The sequence below is a fragment of the Sulfitobacter aestuariivivens genome (assembly GCF_014763045.1).
GTDB lineage: Bacteria > Pseudomonadota > Alphaproteobacteria > Rhodobacterales > Rhodobacteraceae > Sulfitobacter > Sulfitobacter aestuariivivens.
The window spans coordinates 1098643-1113078 of the sequence record NZ_JACTAG010000001.1 but is presented as its reverse complement, the minus strand read 5'-3'; the positions used below and the strand labels follow the sequence as shown (position 1 = coordinate 1113078).

The 14436-nt window shown below is 59.1% G+C and carries 17 protein-coding genes and 1 tRNA gene; 10 read left to right on the top strand and 8 right to left on the bottom strand.

Features of this window, described 5'->3' with window-relative positions; translation table 11 throughout:
- Window positions 1-1439: 1439 nt before the first annotated feature.
- The gene (locus H9Q16_RS05525) at window positions 1440-2597 is read right to left on the bottom strand and encodes a hypothetical protein (protein WP_191074342.1); all 1158 of its coding nucleotides are present in this window, start codon (window positions 2595-2597) and stop codon (window positions 1440-1442) included.
- A gap of 236 nt (window positions 2598-2833) precedes the next feature.
- Window positions 2834-2910: transfer RNA gene (locus H9Q16_RS05520), tRNA-Ile, on the bottom strand.
- Window positions 2911-3026: 116 nt separating this feature from the next.
- On the opposite strand from H9Q16_RS05520, the gene purM reads away from it, so the two are divergent.
- The 4 genes from purM (at window position 3027) to H9Q16_RS05500 (ending at window position 6262) form a co-directional block, all read left to right on the top strand.
- Window positions 3027-4073, top strand: coding sequence for a phosphoribosylformylglycinamidine cyclo-ligase (purM, locus tag H9Q16_RS05515; RefSeq protein WP_191074341.1), 1047 nt, complete (start codon window positions 3027-3029; stop codon window positions 4071-4073).
- Window positions 4070-4666 carry a phosphoribosylglycinamide formyltransferase gene (purN, locus tag H9Q16_RS05510; RefSeq protein WP_191074340.1) on the top strand — a complete coding sequence of 199 codons (597 nt, stop codon included), beginning with the start codon at window positions 4070-4072 and terminating at the stop codon, window positions 4664-4666. The genes purM and purN overlap by 4 nt, the downstream gene beginning before the upstream one ends.
- A gap of 73 nt (window positions 4667-4739) precedes the next feature.
- Entirely contained in the window at window positions 4740-5897 is a 1158-nt protein-coding gene (rnd, locus tag H9Q16_RS05505; protein WP_191074339.1) for a ribonuclease D, read from the top strand.
- Window positions 5898-5914: 17 nt separating this feature from the next.
- Window positions 5915-6262 (top strand): RidA family protein, encoded by a 348-nt coding sequence (locus H9Q16_RS05500; protein WP_191074338.1) that lies wholly within the window; start codon window positions 5915-5917, stop codon window positions 6260-6262.
- 122 nt (window positions 6263-6384) lie between these two features.
- On the opposite strand, the gene H9Q16_RS05495 is transcribed toward H9Q16_RS05500, so the two are convergent.
- Complete coding sequence (locus tag H9Q16_RS05495; RefSeq protein ID WP_191074337.1) at window positions 6385-6906, bottom strand: hypothetical protein; 522 nt, start codon at window positions 6904-6906, stop codon at window positions 6385-6387.
- Window positions 6907-7034: 128 nt separating this feature from the next.
- Here H9Q16_RS05495 and H9Q16_RS05490 point away from each other — a divergent pair, with 128 nt between their 5' ends.
- Window positions 7035-7445, top strand: coding sequence for a SufE family protein (locus tag H9Q16_RS05490; RefSeq protein ID WP_191074336.1), 411 nt, complete (start codon window positions 7035-7037; stop codon window positions 7443-7445).
- A 50-nt stretch (window positions 7446-7495) separates the two neighbouring features.
- On the opposite strand, the gene H9Q16_RS05485 is transcribed toward H9Q16_RS05490, so the two are convergent.
- From H9Q16_RS05485 to H9Q16_RS05475, 3 genes are all read right to left on the bottom strand, one after another.
- The gene (locus H9Q16_RS05485; RefSeq protein WP_191074335.1) at window positions 7496-8128 is read right to left on the bottom strand and encodes a DUF1638 domain-containing protein; all 633 of its coding nucleotides are present in this window, start codon (window positions 8126-8128) and stop codon (window positions 7496-7498) included.
- Complete coding sequence (locus H9Q16_RS05480) at window positions 8125-8280, bottom strand: hypothetical protein (protein WP_191074334.1); 156 nt, start codon at window positions 8278-8280, stop codon at window positions 8125-8127. Before H9Q16_RS05480 ends, H9Q16_RS05485 begins: the two co-directional genes overlap by 4 nt.
- Window positions 8281-8377: 97 nt before the next feature.
- Window positions 8378-9079 carry a corrinoid protein gene (locus tag H9Q16_RS05475; protein WP_191074333.1) on the bottom strand — a complete coding sequence of 234 codons (702 nt, stop codon included), beginning with the start codon at window positions 9077-9079 and terminating at the stop codon, window positions 8378-8380.
- 204 nt (window positions 9080-9283) lie between these two features.
- Between H9Q16_RS05475 and H9Q16_RS05470 the strand changes: the two genes are divergently transcribed.
- Both H9Q16_RS05470 and H9Q16_RS05465 read left to right on the top strand, forming a co-directional pair.
- Entirely contained in the window at window positions 9284-10363 is a 1080-nt protein-coding gene (locus H9Q16_RS05470; protein WP_191074332.1) for a PA0069 family radical SAM protein, read from the top strand.
- 143 nt (window positions 10364-10506) lie between these two features.
- Window positions 10507-11013, top strand: coding sequence for a hypothetical protein (locus H9Q16_RS05465; RefSeq protein WP_191074331.1), 507 nt, complete (start codon window positions 10507-10509; stop codon window positions 11011-11013).
- A 12-nt stretch (window positions 11014-11025) separates the two neighbouring features.
- On the opposite strand, the gene bmt is transcribed toward H9Q16_RS05465, so the two are convergent.
- Together bmt and H9Q16_RS05455 are read right to left on the bottom strand one after the other, a co-directional pair.
- Window positions 11026-12039, bottom strand: coding sequence for a betaine--homocysteine S-methyltransferase (bmt, locus tag H9Q16_RS05460; protein WP_191074330.1), 1014 nt, complete (start codon window positions 12037-12039; stop codon window positions 11026-11028).
- Between the two features lie 204 nt (window positions 12040-12243).
- A complete protein-coding gene (locus H9Q16_RS05455; protein ID WP_191074329.1) occupies window positions 12244-12564 on the bottom strand; it encodes a DUF1476 domain-containing protein in 321 nt (106 codons plus the stop codon).
- Between the two features lie 152 nt (window positions 12565-12716).
- On the opposite strand from H9Q16_RS05455, the gene purC reads away from it, so the two are divergent.
- The 3 genes from purC to purQ are packed head-to-tail and all read left to right on the top strand — an operon-like array spanning window position 12717 to window position 14428.
- Complete coding sequence (gene purC, locus H9Q16_RS05450) at window positions 12717-13478, top strand: phosphoribosylaminoimidazolesuccinocarboxamide synthase (RefSeq protein WP_191074328.1); 762 nt, start codon at window positions 12717-12719, stop codon at window positions 13476-13478.
- A gap of 51 nt (window positions 13479-13529) precedes the next feature.
- On the top strand, window positions 13530-13763 hold the full coding sequence (gene purS, locus H9Q16_RS05445; protein WP_191074327.1) for a phosphoribosylformylglycinamidine synthase subunit PurS: 234 nt from the start codon (window positions 13530-13532) through the stop codon (window positions 13761-13763).
- Window positions 13760-14428: a phosphoribosylformylglycinamidine synthase subunit PurQ gene (gene purQ / locus H9Q16_RS05440; RefSeq protein WP_191074326.1), complete on the top strand. Its 669-nt coding sequence runs from the start codon at window positions 13760-13762 to the stop codon at window positions 14426-14428. The genes purS and purQ overlap by 4 nt, the downstream gene beginning before the upstream one ends.
- Window positions 14429-14436: the final 8 nt, after the last annotated feature.

The window sequence follows — 14436 nt, the reverse complement described above, 5'->3', positions numbered from 1 at the left end:
AAGATGTCTTCAAATCTCACGTTCGGGGTGTTTCCGGTCACGTGCAGTTCCTCGCCGGGCAAGCTCGTGCCCAACCCGACATCACCGTTTGCTGAAACGAACAGTGAGTGAAGGGGAGCGGTGGGGGCAAGGGAGAAGGGGATTGAGCCACCCGCGGCTGTGTTTGTGATCGAAAAGAAATCAGTGTTCCCAACAGAGCTATCTCCATCCAACCTCCATAGATTTGGGGCGTCGGTGGTGGTGTCGAAGAACAAGATGTTCGGGCTTGGGTTTTTGATTTTGATTTCTTCAGCTCCGAATGACTCCCCATCCACGCAGGATAAGCCTCCGACGCAAAGTTCGGAACGAATGATTACATCATCGTTTTGTACGATGTCTGATAAGGCTGGTGTGGCCAGTCCGAGGCTGATCAGTGAGAGCGGCAGAACGGTGCATTTCATGACAAATTCCTATCGGTGGTGGGCATCAAAATTCTTAATAATAATTGGTTAAATTATGCGCATCTTTTAAATATGGGTCAAATTTTTTTGGCATTGGCTCGTTCCCTCGACATTATCACTTACAGTGCCAGCGGATATATGATCGTCCGGAAACCGGGCATAACATTGCGGTCGAAGACATGACCGACTGGCCCGGTTTGGCCCTTCTATTTTCAACCTGCGACCAAGTTCACATCGCTTACAAGCCGCTGCGACGGACGGTCTATTCTCTGTCGATCTGCCATCGCTCCAGCAACAACGGCATTGCCTGGTTTCAAGGCGGGTGCCCGGCAAAACGCGTCTGATGGGAGCGACGACTGCATGTGAGCAGCCGATACAGGGTCAAAAACCCGCCAGCATCAATTTCAGTCCCGCCAAAAGCTTGTGGAGCCGGAACGTCTGGCGGCTATTTGAAATTGACGCCGTGCCCCAAAATTACCCCAAATCTGCCAAACAAATGCGGAAGTGTTGTTCAGATATGGGCAATCATCAGTTCCGAGCGCCACTATTCGCTATCTGTTGCCGAGTGACATCAATGTGCCCCAATGCACGAATGCACACACAAGAGGAGCTGGAACAAAAATGTACCTTCTTTCATCATTCAGATGCCTTGTTCTTGAGGTGATACGCCCTTCCACGGTCGCTTTGAGCATCAGTGTTCTTACTGCTGTTATCAGCATAGAAAATTCTACTTTTACGTCTGCCAACCAGAGTCTGCTGAAGTCTAACTTTGGGTGCCTCGGATCGAGCGGGTCCATCTGGTGCTCAGTGATGCGATAGGCATTCAGAACTTTCATTTGGCGCGCGCTGCCTCGCGCCAGAAGACAGAACAAAGCCTGGCAACATCGTCCCGGCTGTTCTCGGGCGGCTTTGCGCATTGGATTCTCAGTCCACCTGTGTTCGGAACGTTTGAGGGTCCGGCGGGCCTATCTTGGCCGCGCCGTCAGTCTCTCGAAATGGTCACTTTGACAGCAAAGCATCCAACTTCGCTTCAAGCGCTGCAATCCGATCCTCTTGTGCAGCGATCCGGTTTTCCTGCTCTGCGATATAGATATGCGCATGCTCGAGCTCGTTCAGCATGCGGCCCAGTTTGTCCGAGACGTTGATCGGTGTGTTTTCGATCGTGGGTCCGACGTTTGGCAGATGGCCAAGCGTGAACATCGCTTCGGCATGTTCGGCGATGCTGGGCAGATCGTAATCTTCCGAGAACACCGCATCGCAGCCGCCGCCGCAGGTGCCACCCGCGGTGGTCAGCTCGCCCTCGATCGTCATGTCGCCGTCAGGGGTCAGGATCATTTCGATGTCACCGGGGCCACCGGGGGCCGTGGTCACGCGGAAGGTGCCAGCCTGGTTCTGGAAATTCCATGCCCGGCCAGAGTTGGGGGCGTCGGCAATTGAGGTGTCTTCAAGCGAGAAAAACGTGATCCCGTTGTTGCGCAGCGTCATTTGCCCCAGCGTGCCTGCGCCCGTTTCCTCGATCAACAGGGCAGCCGTGTTGTCGGAGCGGCGCAGGTGCAGCGCGGTGGTTGGGTTTTCGGTGCCAAGGCCGACACTTCCGTCGCTCCTCAACGTGAAGCTACCGGTTGACGCACCGGGAAATATGCGGAGGGGAAGAGACCCTGCTATGACGTCCTCGACGAAGAAACTACCGTCGTTCCCGCCAACATCCCATGTGTATGGAGTGTTAAGGATGTCTTCCAATCTCACGTTCGGGCTGGTTCCGGTCACGTGCAGTTCCTCGCCGGGCAAGCTGGTGCCGAACCCGATATCACCGTTCCCCGCGACGAAGATCGAGTTGGAGGGAGCGAATTGATTAATGGAAAAGGGGGTTGAGAACTGGGCTGCGTTACCGATCGAAAAGCCGTTTCCAACTCCGTTATCACCTGTAATTTTCCATTGATTGGCCGCGTCAGGGCTCGTGTCGAACAAGAGGATTTCGGGGGTAGTGCCTTTTACCCTTATTTCTTCACTTCCAAATTGCTCCCCATCCACACAGTCGCTGTTTCCGACGCAAAGTTCGGAACGAATGATCACATCATCGTTCTGTACGATATCTGATAGGGCTGGTGTGGCCAGTCCGAGGCTGATCAGCGAGAGGGGAAGGATGGTGTATTTCATTTCAAATTCCTTTTGGCAGGAGATCAGAGGCTTGAAAATTAGTTAACATTTGCACTTCTTATCAAAGCCGTCAATTCGCGCATGAATTCCGTGGCTTGCGCGATTTGCGCGGCCCGCCAGTCAGGCTGTCGGTGTATACCCGCACGTCCGCCCCTGAAAGTTGGGCAGGGCAGGGCAATCGTGCGCGACCTTTTGGGGCACCCGTCAATCGGCGCGGTCAGCGGTGGGAGCGGATATGGTAGGCCCGGCAGGACTTGAACCCGCAACCAAAGCGTTATGAGCGCTCTGCTCTAACCAATTGAGCTACAGGCCCGCCACGGCGCTTGGGTATGCGGCACATGCGTCTTCGTCAAGCCAAACCGTTGCGCTGGTTGCGGCGATGCACTAACCCCTCGGCCAGACAGGAACCAAGCCAAGTGGGGGCAGGGCGTGACATCATCGAAAAACGGCATCACCTACGCGGACGCGGGCGTGGACATCGATGCAGGCAATGCGCTGGTTGAACGGATCAAACCAGCGGCCAAGCGCACGGCACGCCCCGGCACGATGGCGGGCCTGGGCGGTTTTGGGGCGCTCTTTGATCTCAAGGCAGCCGGTTTTGACGATCCGGTTCTGGTGGCCGCCACGGATGGGGTGGGGACCAAGCTGCGGATTGCCATTGATACCGGCAATCTGGGGACCATCGGGATTGATCTGGTCGCCATGTGCGTCAATGATCTGGTGTGTCAGGGGGCCGAGCCGCTGTTTTTTCTCGACTACTTTGCCACCGGCAAGCTGGAGCTTGACGAGGCCACTGCGATCATCGAGGGCATCGCGACCGGGTGCGCGCAGTCTGGTTGCGCCCTGATCGGGGGCGAGACCGCAGAGATGCCGGGCATGTATGCGGCAGGTGATTTCGATCTGGCGGGGTTCTCTGTAGGGGCGATGGAGCGCGGCACGGCATTGCCGCGCGCGGTGACGGCGGGCGACGTCTTGCTCGCGCTGCCCAGTGACGGTGTGCATTCCAACGGCTATTCGCTGGTGCGCAAGATTGTCGAAAACAGTGGTCTTGGCTGGGACGCGGCGTGTCCGTGGGGGGCCGGTACATTGGGGGCCGCGCTGCTGACCCCGACGCGGCTTTATGTCAAAGGTGCTGTCGCGGCGTTGCGCGCAGAGGCGGTAAACGCGCTGGCGCATATCACCGGTGGCGGCCTGACAGAGAACCTGCCGCGGGTGCTGCCCGAGGGGCTGGGGGCTGAGATTGATCTTGGCGCCTGGGATCTGCCCCCAGTGTTCGGATGGCTCGCCTCAACGGGGGGGATGGACGAAGCGGAGATGCTCAAGACCTTCAATGCAGGGGTCGGCATGGTCGCGGTTGTGCCCGCAGACCGGGTTGCGGAGGCCAAGGCGGCCTTTGCATCCGACGATCACGCGGCCTTTGAGATAGGCCAGATCGTGCCGGGTGACGGTGTGCGCTACAAGGGCGCGCTGATTTGACCAAAGGTGTGGCGATCTTTGTCTCTGGCGGCGGATCGAACATGCGTGCGCTGGTGGCGGACATGGTGGAGGATCACCCCGCACGCCCGGCTGTTGTTCTTTCTAACAATGCGGATGCGGGGGGCATTGCCTGGGCCCGCGCGCAAGGTATCCCGACAGAGGTTGTGGACCACCGCCCTTACGGCGCAGATCGCCCGGCATTTGAGGCGGCCCTTAACGCGGCCCTTGCACCACACGCGCCCGACATCATTTGTCTGGCAGGCTTCATGCGCATCCTGACCGCGGGGTTCATCGACGGATGGGCCGGGCGTATGCTGAACATTCATCCGTCACTCTTGCCCAAGTACAAAGGGCTGCACACCCATGCGCGGGTTCTGGAGGCGCAGGATGCGCAGCATGGCTGCACGGTGCATGAGGTGACCGCCGCGCTGGACAACGGGCCGATGCTAGGTCAGGCGGTGCTTAAGGTCGCCCCTGACGATACGCCCGATAGCCTTGCGGCGCGGGTTCTGACCCTTGAACACCGGCTGTATCCTGCCGTCTTGCGACGCTTTGCCGCTGGCGACAGAACGCCGGTTCTTTTGCACGCATAACTGGTCAAAGCGGCGCTGGTGCTGTAACGGTGACCCCATGCCATTCCGGCCCAAGAGATTTCCTTAGACCTTCATGAAAACCATCTCGACAACCGCCGATCTTGCTGCTTTCTGCGCAGAGGCCGCGACCCATCCCTATGTGACCGTGGACACCGAATTTCTGCGCGAACGGACGTATTATTCCAAGCTGTGCCTGGTGCAGCTTGCCATGCCGGGGTCGGATGACAGCGGCGCGGTTCTGGTGGATCCGCTGGCGCAGGGCATCTCGCTTGATCCGCTCTATGCGCTTTACCGGGACACCGGCGTGGTCAAGGTGTTCCACGCCGCCCGGCAGGATCTCGAAATCTTTTGTGTCGACGCAGATGTGATCCCCGCGCCGCTCTTTGACACCCAGGTCGCGGCGATGGTCTGTGGCTTTGGCGATCAGGTGGGTTATGAGACGCTGGTGCGCAAGATCGCGCGCGAAGGTGTTGATAAGTCATCGCGTTTTACCGATTGGTCCCGCCGCCCGCTGAGCGATGCGCAAAAGACATACGCGCTGGCCGATGTCACGCACCTGCGCCAGATCTACGAATTTCTGCGTGACAAGCTGGAAGAGACCGGGCGCGCGCGCTGGGTGGCGGAAGAGCTTGAGATCCTGACCAACCCAGACACCTATGTCACAGCCCCCCGGGATGCCTGGAAACGGGTCAAGACGCGGACCAACAGCCCCAAGTTTCTGGCCATCGTGCGGGAACTGGCGGCATTTCGCGAAGCCTATGCACAAGAACGCAATGTGCCGCGCAACCGGGTCTTCAAGGACGACGCGTTGGTGGAGTTGGCAAGCCTAAAACCCAAGACCCACGAGGAACTGGGCCGCGCGCGCCTGTTGCTGCGCGAGGGCCGCAAAGGCCCCGTGGCGGATGGCATTCTGGCGGCCATCGCGGCAGGTGTGGCCTGCCAACCCGAGGACATGCCCAAACCCGACCGCAGCCGCGACAAGCTGCAGGTTAACCCTGCGTTGGCGGATCTTTTGCGGGTGCTGCTGAAGGCCAAGACCGAAAGCACCGGCGTTGCCGCCAAACTCATTGCTTCAGCGGCCGACCTTGACGGGATCTCGGCGGGGCTACGCGATGTGCCGGCCTTGAAGGGCTGGCGGCGCGATGTCTTTGGCGAGGATGCGCTGCGGCTGTGCGATGGAAAAATCGCGCTGACCACCAACGGCAACGATGTTGCCGTGGTCGAGGTTTGAATTCAAGGGAGAGCACGATGAGCGACATCACACGTCACCACACAACCACCCGTATGAGCCAGATCGTCATGCATAATGGCACGATCTATCTGGCCGGGCAGGTGGGAACCGCCGGCGCAAGCGTGGCCCAGCAAACGCAGGATTGCCTTGATAAGATCGACGCGCTGCTCGCCGAGGCAGGCAGTGACAAATCCCGCATTCTTCAGGCGGTGATCTGGCTGGACGACATGACTGATTTCGCTGAAATGAATGAGGTCTGGGACGCTTGGGTGCCAGAGGGTGCGGCACCAGCACGGGCCTGTGGTGAGGCGAAGCTTGCGCGCCCGGACTTCACGGTTGAGATTATCGTCACCGCTGCTGCCTGATCTACGGAATCGGGAATGATGCGTCCAGGGGCCAAGTACACTAGGGCCGCCCGGCCTGCAAAACTTCAGTAAACGCATTCCGACCAATCGAAATGTGCCGGTATCAAGGGGGTGCGTTCCGCTTAGCGGCGGGCGACCTGCGCGTTCAGCTGGCCTTCGACACGGATCTGGCTGACCGCCCGCAGTTGCTGATCGGTGAGCCTGCGCGCTGCAATCACCTCGCGCGTGGGCACCGCGCCGACGGCGGTGGGTTGCTGGGGTCGCACCCCTTCCAAACGGTAGGTCAGAACACCGTTGACCGGCTCTTCATCGTCATTTGCAGGAGTCAGTTGCACCGCGTAGATGCCCTGGCGTGCTGCAAGTCCGGTCGCGCGCACAATCGCGCCGCCCGGGATCCGCTCAACTGTCAAAGCGGTCACCTGCTCGAAGGGAATGCCCGCGTAATCTTCGACCGCCGCGCGCCGATTGGCAAAAAGTCCGCCGCGTGCCGGGATCAGGGGATTGGTATGCTCAGCCTGTTGCTGGACCGGCGCGGGCTGTCCGCGTCCGAACCAATTTAGGGGGTTAATGCGGCTGTCCCGAATGGACCCGCAGGCCGCCAGGGTCAGCGATGTGACCAGAAGGAGGGATAACGTTCTGCGCATGAGGTCCGCTCGCGTTTTTTCTTATGCCATTTGACTACCTCATGACGGGGGACTTGGGAAGGGGGCTGGACGTTTTGAGATCAGGCTCTTACGTGTGGCGGGCTGATTGCTGCAGGACGGGACGCCCCATGGCCACAGACGCCTTCGAAGAGTTGGTTGAGGATTTCGAGTTCCTGGAGGACTGGGAAGACCGCTATCGGCATGTGATTGATCAGGGCAAGGCCATGGACCAGCTGACCGAGGCGTTGCGGGTACCGGCCACCAAGGTGGATGGCTGTGCCAGTCAGGTTTGGCTGCATGCGGATTTTTCCGGCGGACGGCTGCACTTTGACGGAGCCAGCGATGCGATGATCGTCTCGGGCCTGATCGCCATCCTGCGCGCGCTTTACAACGGTTTGACGGCTGATGAGGTGCTGGCCGTCGATGCAAGGGCAGAGATGGGCCGCCTTGGGTTGAATGATCATCTGTCAGCGCAACGGTCAAATGGTTTGCGGGCGATGATCGAACGGATAAGGGAATTGGCTGTAGCGCAGGCCTGATCGGGGGGCAGCCCCCAAACCCCCGGGATATTTTCAGCCAGAAGATATTGTCAGAGGGTTTTCAGCGCGTTGGCCAAATCGCCGTATCCAGTGAAGCGATATTCGAATGTCAGGTTGAGCTTTGCTGCGCAGGCTTTTGCCTTTTCAAGCAGATCGTCGTCTTTCGTCTGGGCTTGGTAGACCAGTTTTTCGTAGTTTCCAAAGTACATGTCGCGCAGTTCCGGGTGCCGGTCGAGGCCCATGGGCTTCATGATGAACGCATCAAACTGGCGGACAAGAAAATCCGTCAGGTAGAAGGCCGTGATTTCGTCGTCATGGGCGGCGAACCGGCCGTTGCCTTCGAAAAAGCTGTAGCAGTGTGGGCCTGCTATCATCTTGACGCCAAGTTCGGCGCAGGCGGTCTGAAGCTGACCACCGGTACCGCAATCTGCGTAAACAACAAAGATATCGTCATATGTGGCGCGGTGTTTGGCCACCGCTGCGCGCACTGCATCGGTGATCTTGTCTGGGTAGAGGTGGTATTTGGCGGGAAGGCAGGTCAGATCGAGATGATCCCAGCCATTCAGGCGCTTGAGGTCTAGAATTTCGCGCGCCAGCGCACCACAGGCAATCAGGAGAATGCGACCCTGTCGGGTCTTCAGAGGCAGGCCGTCTTCGGTCAGGGCGGTGTCTGACAGCGTCATCGGCGCAATACCCGAATGGCAACAGCGGCGATCAGAAGCGCAGGGATGGCGGCGACCATCAACCCCGGCCCGCCCAGGGTGAAGAGCCAGACTGTGGCTGCCGCGGCCATCAGGACGGCCAGCCAGATCACGAGGAGGTTCAAGAATGGCATGTGGTGTCCTTTCCCTGCCAAGATAGGCAATGGTGTCCCACGAAAAAAGGCCCCGCACGTCCGCGCAGGGCCTCTTGCGACGATGCGCGATACCAGATCAGGCGGATTGCATGGAATTGTGTTTGCGCCCCATCCATTCCTTTGCGGTTTCCACCGCCACAGCGGCATCCCGGCAATAGGCGTCAGCGCCAATGGCCTTGCCAAACTCTTCGTTCAGGGGGGCGCCGCCGACCAGTACGATATAATCATCGCGGATACCCTGTTCGACCATCGTGTCGATCACGACCTTCATGTAGGGCATCGTGGTTGTCAGTAGGGCGGACATGCCGAGGATGTCAGGCCCTTCGGCTTCCATCGCCTCAAGATAGGCTTCGACCGCGTTGTTGATGCCGAGATCGACCACTTCAAAGCCCGCGCCTTCCATCATCATGCCGACAAGGTTCTTGCCGATGTCGTGGATGTCGCCCTTGACCGTACCGATCACCATCTTGCCGACGCGGGGCGCGCCGGTTTCGGCCAGCAGCGGCTTGAGGATGGCCATGCCACCCTTCATCGCGTTGGCGGCCAGCAGCACCTCGGGCACAAACAGGATCCCGTCGCGGAAGTCGTGGCCCACGATTGTCATCCCGCCGACAAGCGCCTTGGTCAGGATATCGTAGGGTGCCCATTCGCGTTCCAGCAGGATGTTCACCCCTTCTTCGATCTCCTCTTTGAGGCCATCGTAGAGGTCGTCAAACATCTGCGCGACAAGCTCTTCGTCATCAAGTTCGGACAGGATGATATCGTCTTCATCTGACATGGGGTCTTCCTTCTGCTTTTGCCGCAGGTGTGTCTTTACTAGATTCCTTTTGTCACGGTTCACCCGTTGACGTTAGGGTTTTTGCGACACTGGCCGATTGTTGCGCGACGCGTTTGGCAGATTTGCCACGCACTTTTCAGGTGGCTCCACAAGGGATTAGGGGGTTGCCCTTGTGAGTGTTCCCTATTTGTTCTAGTTTGAGGAATGGACGATGAAAGACGGCGATATCAGATCAAGGGGCGTGCGGCAGGCAGCAACCATGCGGGCCGGTTTGAACGGCATACCCGAACGCTGATAGATGATGGCTGGGCGGTTGAGGAAGAGTTGCCGGTACTGCGCACGCAGATCAGTGTGGAGCGCCCGCGCAGTCTGATTACCTACAACAGGTCGCCTGATTTGCCGTTCGATCGGTCGATCAACCCCTACAGAGGGTGCGAGCATGGATGCGTCTATTGTTTTGCGCGCCCGACGCATGCCTATCTGGGGCTGTCGCCGGGGCTTGATTTCGAGACGCGGCTTGTGGCGCGGCCAGAGGCACCTGCGGTGCTGCGACGCGAGTTGGCGGCGCGGAAATACAAGGTCGCGCCAATTGCCATCGGGACCAACACCGATCCTTATCAGCCGATTGAGCGGGATCAGGGGATCATGCGCGCCTGTCTGCAGGTGCTGTCGGATGCAGGCCACCCGGTGGCGATTGTCACCAAAGGCAGTCTGATAGAACGCGACCTTGATATTCTGGGTGATATGGCGCGGCGGGGGCTGGTGCGGGTCGGGGTGTCTGTCACCACGCTTGATGCGAAACTTTCACGTCTGATGGAGCCGCGCGCGCCCGCGCCTGAGCGCCGCCTGCAGATGATCCGGCGGCTGAGTGCCGCGGGGGTGCCGGTGCGCATCATGGCCTCGCCGATGATACCGGCCTTGACCGATCCGGAGCTTGAGGCGATTCTTGCCGCTGGCCGGAACGCAGGCGCACGCACGGCCAGCTGGATCATGCTGCGTCTGCCGCGGGAAGTGTCGCCGCTGGTGCAGGAGTGGCTGGCGGCGCATTATCCTGACCGCGCCGGGCGGATCATGTCGCGCTTGCGCGAGATGCATGGCGGCAAGGAATATGATGCGCGCTGGCACGCCCGGATGCGCGGCGAGGGCCCTTATGCCGAGATGGTAGCGCAACGGTTTGACGTGTCCGCCAAGCGACTGGGGCTGCGTAAGAGCGCGCCACCGATGCGGTGTGATTTGTTTCGCGCGCCTGTTCTGGAAGGGGCGCAGATGTCGCTTTTTGGGTAGGGTAAGCATGATGCCCAGACGGCGCGCGACGCAAAGATCGCGAGACTGCGTTTCAGAGAAGCGACATGCAGGCAGAACTTTTTTGAATGCTTGGCCGCTAAAAGGTAAAGTATCAGTCACTTGAACATATTGGGGCAGGGGCCATGATGACTGATCCAGACCTTCACGTTCTGTCTGAAATTTTCGACAGGCATCCCTATGCTGACGAGTTTCTGGGGCTTTTTCTGACCTTGGACGGCAACCCGTCGGGATATGATGCGACGCCGCGCTGTTGCCGTACCTTCGGATCGACTGGGGGGAATGGTGTGCATTTCAGCCTGGCAGATTTGGGTGATGTCGGAACGCCGGTCGTGATGACCGTGCCGATGCACTTCGATGCGCCGAATCTTCTGATCGGGAACGACTTCAGGGATTTTTTGTCAATTGGCCTGCGGGCAGGCTACTTCGGTCTCGAGCAACTGGTCTACGACCGGCCGACCGCAATTGCCCAGCTGGAAGGCGGTGTTCAGTTGGAAAAGCCGGCGGAAGCGGCGCTTCGCGACATGAAGGATGCATTCGATCTTACGCCTTCGGACAATATCCAGGCTCACCTGGAAGCACTTAAGCGCAGATACGGTGCGGCATTGACCGCGCATCTGCCTGATAGTTGACGGATGCGGGATTTACGACCGACGCCGCCCACGCCGCTCGCGTTTGGGGGCAACATCTTCGCCGGTGCCATCCCCTGCTGAAGAGAAATCGCCCAAGGCGGCGACGATTTGATCCAGCGAGGGGGCCTCGCCCTTTTCGGTGCTGTCGAGACGGTCGCGCATTACCGCCAGATGCGCTGGCATGGTGCCGCAGCATCCGCCAATAACGGACGCGCCGCAGTCGCGGGCCATGACGGCGTAATCGCCCATCAGTTCGGGCGTGCCGTCATAGTGGATGTGGCCATCGTGGTATTTGGGGATGCCTGCGTTGCCCTTGGCGATGATCGGGCGCGCGGGGTCTTTGGCGGCAAACCCCAGCACAGTGCGCAGCAGATCGGACGCGCCGGTACCGCAATTGGCGCCGAAAGCAAGCGGCGCGTTTTCCAGGCCATCGACCATATCGACCATACCTTCCGAGGTAAGGCCCATCATCGTGCGCCCGGCGGTGTCAAAGCTCATGGTGCCGCACCAGGGCAGACCGGCCAGTGCGAACCCTTCGGCAGCCGCCCTGTACTCTTCTGGAGCTGAGATCGTTTCCAGCCAGCCGATGTCGGCGCCGCCCGCCTTGAGGCCATCGGCGGCCTCGTGAAACATCTCGACCGCGAGGGCGTGCGAAAGGGTGCCGACAGGTTCCATTATTTCGCCGGTAGGGCCGACGGAACCGGCGACAATCACCTTGCGCTCTGCCTTGTCAGCTACGTTTCGGGCCAGTTCGGCAGAGACGCGGGCCAGTTCATGCACGCGCTTTTCGGCACCGTGTAGTTTGAGACGCGACGCATTGGCCCCAAAGCTGTTGGTCAGGAACAGATCGCTGCCCGCATCCACGGCTCCTTTGTAGAGGGTCGTGATCTTGGCTGGTTCATCCGTGTTCCACAGTTCAGGTGCATCCCCCGACATCAGGCCCATGTTGAAAAGATTGGTGCCTGTGGCGCCGTCGGCCAATAGCGTGCCTTTTTGGGCCAAAAGGTCGATGAAGGGGTTGGTCATGGGCCGTGCTCCGGACGTGTAGGGATACTGTCCCGTTTCACGTCAAGATGGGATCGGCAAATTCATAATCTTCAAGATGATTATGAGGGCAGGCGCAGTGCGTCGCGCCGGGGATCGTTTTCTTTGAAAGAAAACGGTCGGAAACTTTGGAAGTTTCCGCGCCCGGCTTCATGTGGTGCATGAAGACAGGCGCGTAATACCTTGTTAGTCTTTTACTTCTGACATGACCTGCGCTTTGGCTTCGGCCATCAATGCAATCATTTTGGACCGGATCGTGGACTCATCCGCCAAATCGCCCAGATCACCTGAAACCTTGCGATAGACGTCTTCATCGCCCGCTTCCTCAAAATCGGCCTTGATGACTTCCCGGGCATAAGCATCCGCATCGTCGCCTGATTTGCCCATCAGGTCGGCCGCCCAGAGACCCAGAAGCTTGTTGCGGCGCGCCTCGGCCTTGAACTGCATCTGGCTGTCGTGGGCGTATTTGTTCTCAAAGGCGTTTTCGCGGTCGTCAAAGGTGCTCATCTGCTCGCTCCGTGTTGGGATAGGGTGTTGGCTATAGATATGCGCGCCCTGTGGCGTCTGTGCAAGGGTCGTGCGGCTTGCAGCGGCATAGGGCATAGACTAAGAGAAGCGCAAAGTGCCGGGGCATTTCCGGCATATGCGAAAGGACGCCCATGGCCCGGCGCAAGAAAATCTACGAAGGCAAAGCGAAAATTCTGTACGAAGGCCCCGAACCGGGCACGATCGTGCAGTATTTCAAGGACGATGCGACTGCCTTCAACGCGCAGAAAAAAGATGTGATCGACGGAAAGGGCGTGTTGAACAATCGCCTGAGCGAGTTTTTCATGACCGGGTTGAACCATATCGGCGTGCCTACTCATTTCATCAAGCGGCTGAACATGCGCGAACAGCTTGTGCGCCAGGTCGAGATCGTGCCGCTGGAAGTGATCGTGCGCAATTATGCCGCCGGGACGATGTCCCAGCGCCTGGGGATCGAGGAAGGCACGCAATTGCCGCGACCCATCGTGGAATATTGCTACAAGGACGACAGCCTTGGCGATCCGCTGGTGACCGAAGAGCATATCGCTGCCTTTGGCTGGGCCAGCCAGCAGGACATGGAAGATATCCTCAGCCTTGCCCTGCGGGTCAACGACTACCTGAGCGGACTGATGTACGGGGTCGGCATTCGGTTGGTCGATTTCAAGATCGAGGTGGGCCGGGTGTATGACGGCGATTTTCAGCGGCTGATCGTTGCTGACGAGATCAGCCCGGACAGTTGCCGCCTGTGGGACATCGAGACCAATGAGAAGCTCGACAAGGATGTGTTCCGGCGCGATCTGGGGTCGCTGACGGATGCTTATACGGAAGTTGCAAAGCGGTTGGGCGTCATGCCCAAGACGGCCACGCCGATCACCAAACCGACGTTGATCAACTGAGGCAGACGTTGGTGTTGAGTTTATTGGAAAGATGAAGCAGGGGGCAGGAACATGAAGGCACGGGTACATGTGATGCTGAAGAACGGCGTTCTGGATCCGCAGGGCGAGGCAGTGCGCCATGCGCTGGGAGCAATGGGGTTTGACGGTGTGAACGGCGTGCGACAGGGCAAGGTGATCGAACTTGATCTCGATGACGGAGCCACGGAGGCCGACGTGACGCGCATGTGCGAAAAGCTTCTGGCGAACACGGTCATTGAATCCTACTCGGTGGAGATGGGCGCGTGAAAGCGGCCGTCGTCGTTTTTCCCGGTTCCAACTGTGATCGCGATCTGGCGGTGGCCTTCAAGGCCGCTGGTGCGGATGTGGAGATGGTCTGGCACAAGGACAGCACCTTGCCGCAGGGCATTGATATTGTTGGTATTCCCGGTGGGTTTTCTTATGGTGATTATCTGCGTTGCGGGGCGATTGCAGCACATTCGCCGATCTGCAAGTCGGTCGCGGCCCATGCAGATCGCGGTGGCTATGTTCTGGGGATCTGCAACGGGTTTCAGGTCTTGACAGAGACCGGACTTTTGCCCGGCGCGCTGCTGCGCAATGCGGGTCTGAAGTACATCTGCAAAACTGTCGGGCTGAAGGTGGAGACGTCACAGTCCGATTATACCAACGGCTACAATGCGGGCGATGTGATCGACATCCCGATCGCACATCACGATGGCAATTATTTTGCCGATCAAACCACGATCCAGCAGCTTCATGATGACGACCGGATTGCCTTTACCTACACCGACAATCCCAACGGGGCGCAGGACGACATCGCGGGGATTCTCAGCGAGAACCGGCGCGTTCTGGGCATGATGCCGCATCCTGAACGGGCGGCGGATGCTGGCCATGGCGGGACGGACGGTCAGGCGCTCTTTCGCGCATTGGCAGGGGCGCTGACGACCGCGTGACTTGAGGG

Excerpts from the sequence above, each read along its gene's own strand:
- H9Q16_RS05525 (WP_191074342.1), bottom strand. The coding sequence starts at position 2,597 with ATGAAATACACCATCCTTCCCCTCTCGCTGATCAGCCTCGGACTGGCC.
- rnd (WP_191074339.1), top strand. The coding sequence starts at position 4,740 with ATGAAAACCATCTCGACAACCGCCGATCTTGCTGCTTTCTGCGCAGAG.
- H9Q16_RS05500 (WP_191074338.1), top strand. The coding sequence starts at position 5,915 with ATGAGCGACATCACACGTCACCACACAACCACCCGTATGAGCCAGATC.
- H9Q16_RS05495 (WP_191074337.1), bottom strand. The coding sequence starts at position 6,906 with ATGCGCAGAACGTTATCCCTCCTTCTGGTCACATCGCTGACCCTGGCG.
- H9Q16_RS05490 (WP_191074336.1), top strand. The coding sequence starts at position 7,035 with ATGGCCACAGACGCCTTCGAAGAGTTGGTTGAGGATTTCGAGTTCCTG.
- H9Q16_RS05485 (WP_191074335.1), bottom strand. The coding sequence starts at position 8,128 with ATGACGCTGTCAGACACCGCCCTGACCGAAGACGGCCTGCCTCTGAAG.
- H9Q16_RS05480 (WP_191074334.1), bottom strand. The coding sequence starts at position 8,280 with ATGCCATTCTTGAACCTCCTCGTGATCTGGCTGGCCGTCCTGATGGCC.
- H9Q16_RS05475 (WP_191074333.1), bottom strand. The coding sequence starts at position 9,079 with ATGTCAGATGAAGACGATATCATCCTGTCCGAACTTGATGACGAAGAG.
- H9Q16_RS05470 (WP_191074332.1), top strand. The coding sequence starts at position 9,284 with ATGGACGATGAAAGACGGCGATATCAGATCAAGGGGCGTGCGGCAGGC.
- H9Q16_RS05465 (WP_191074331.1), top strand. The coding sequence starts at position 10,507 with ATGATGACTGATCCAGACCTTCACGTTCTGTCTGAAATTTTCGACAGG.
- bmt (WP_191074330.1), bottom strand. The coding sequence starts at position 12,039 with ATGACCAACCCCTTCATCGACCTTTTGGCCCAAAAAGGCACGCTATTG.
- H9Q16_RS05455 (WP_191074329.1), bottom strand. The coding sequence starts at position 12,564 with ATGAGCACCTTTGACGACCGCGAAAACGCCTTTGAGAACAAATACGCC.
- purC (WP_191074328.1), top strand. The coding sequence starts at position 12,717 with ATGGCCCGGCGCAAGAAAATCTACGAAGGCAAAGCGAAAATTCTGTAC.
- purS (WP_191074327.1), top strand. The coding sequence starts at position 13,530 with ATGAAGGCACGGGTACATGTGATGCTGAAGAACGGCGTTCTGGATCCG.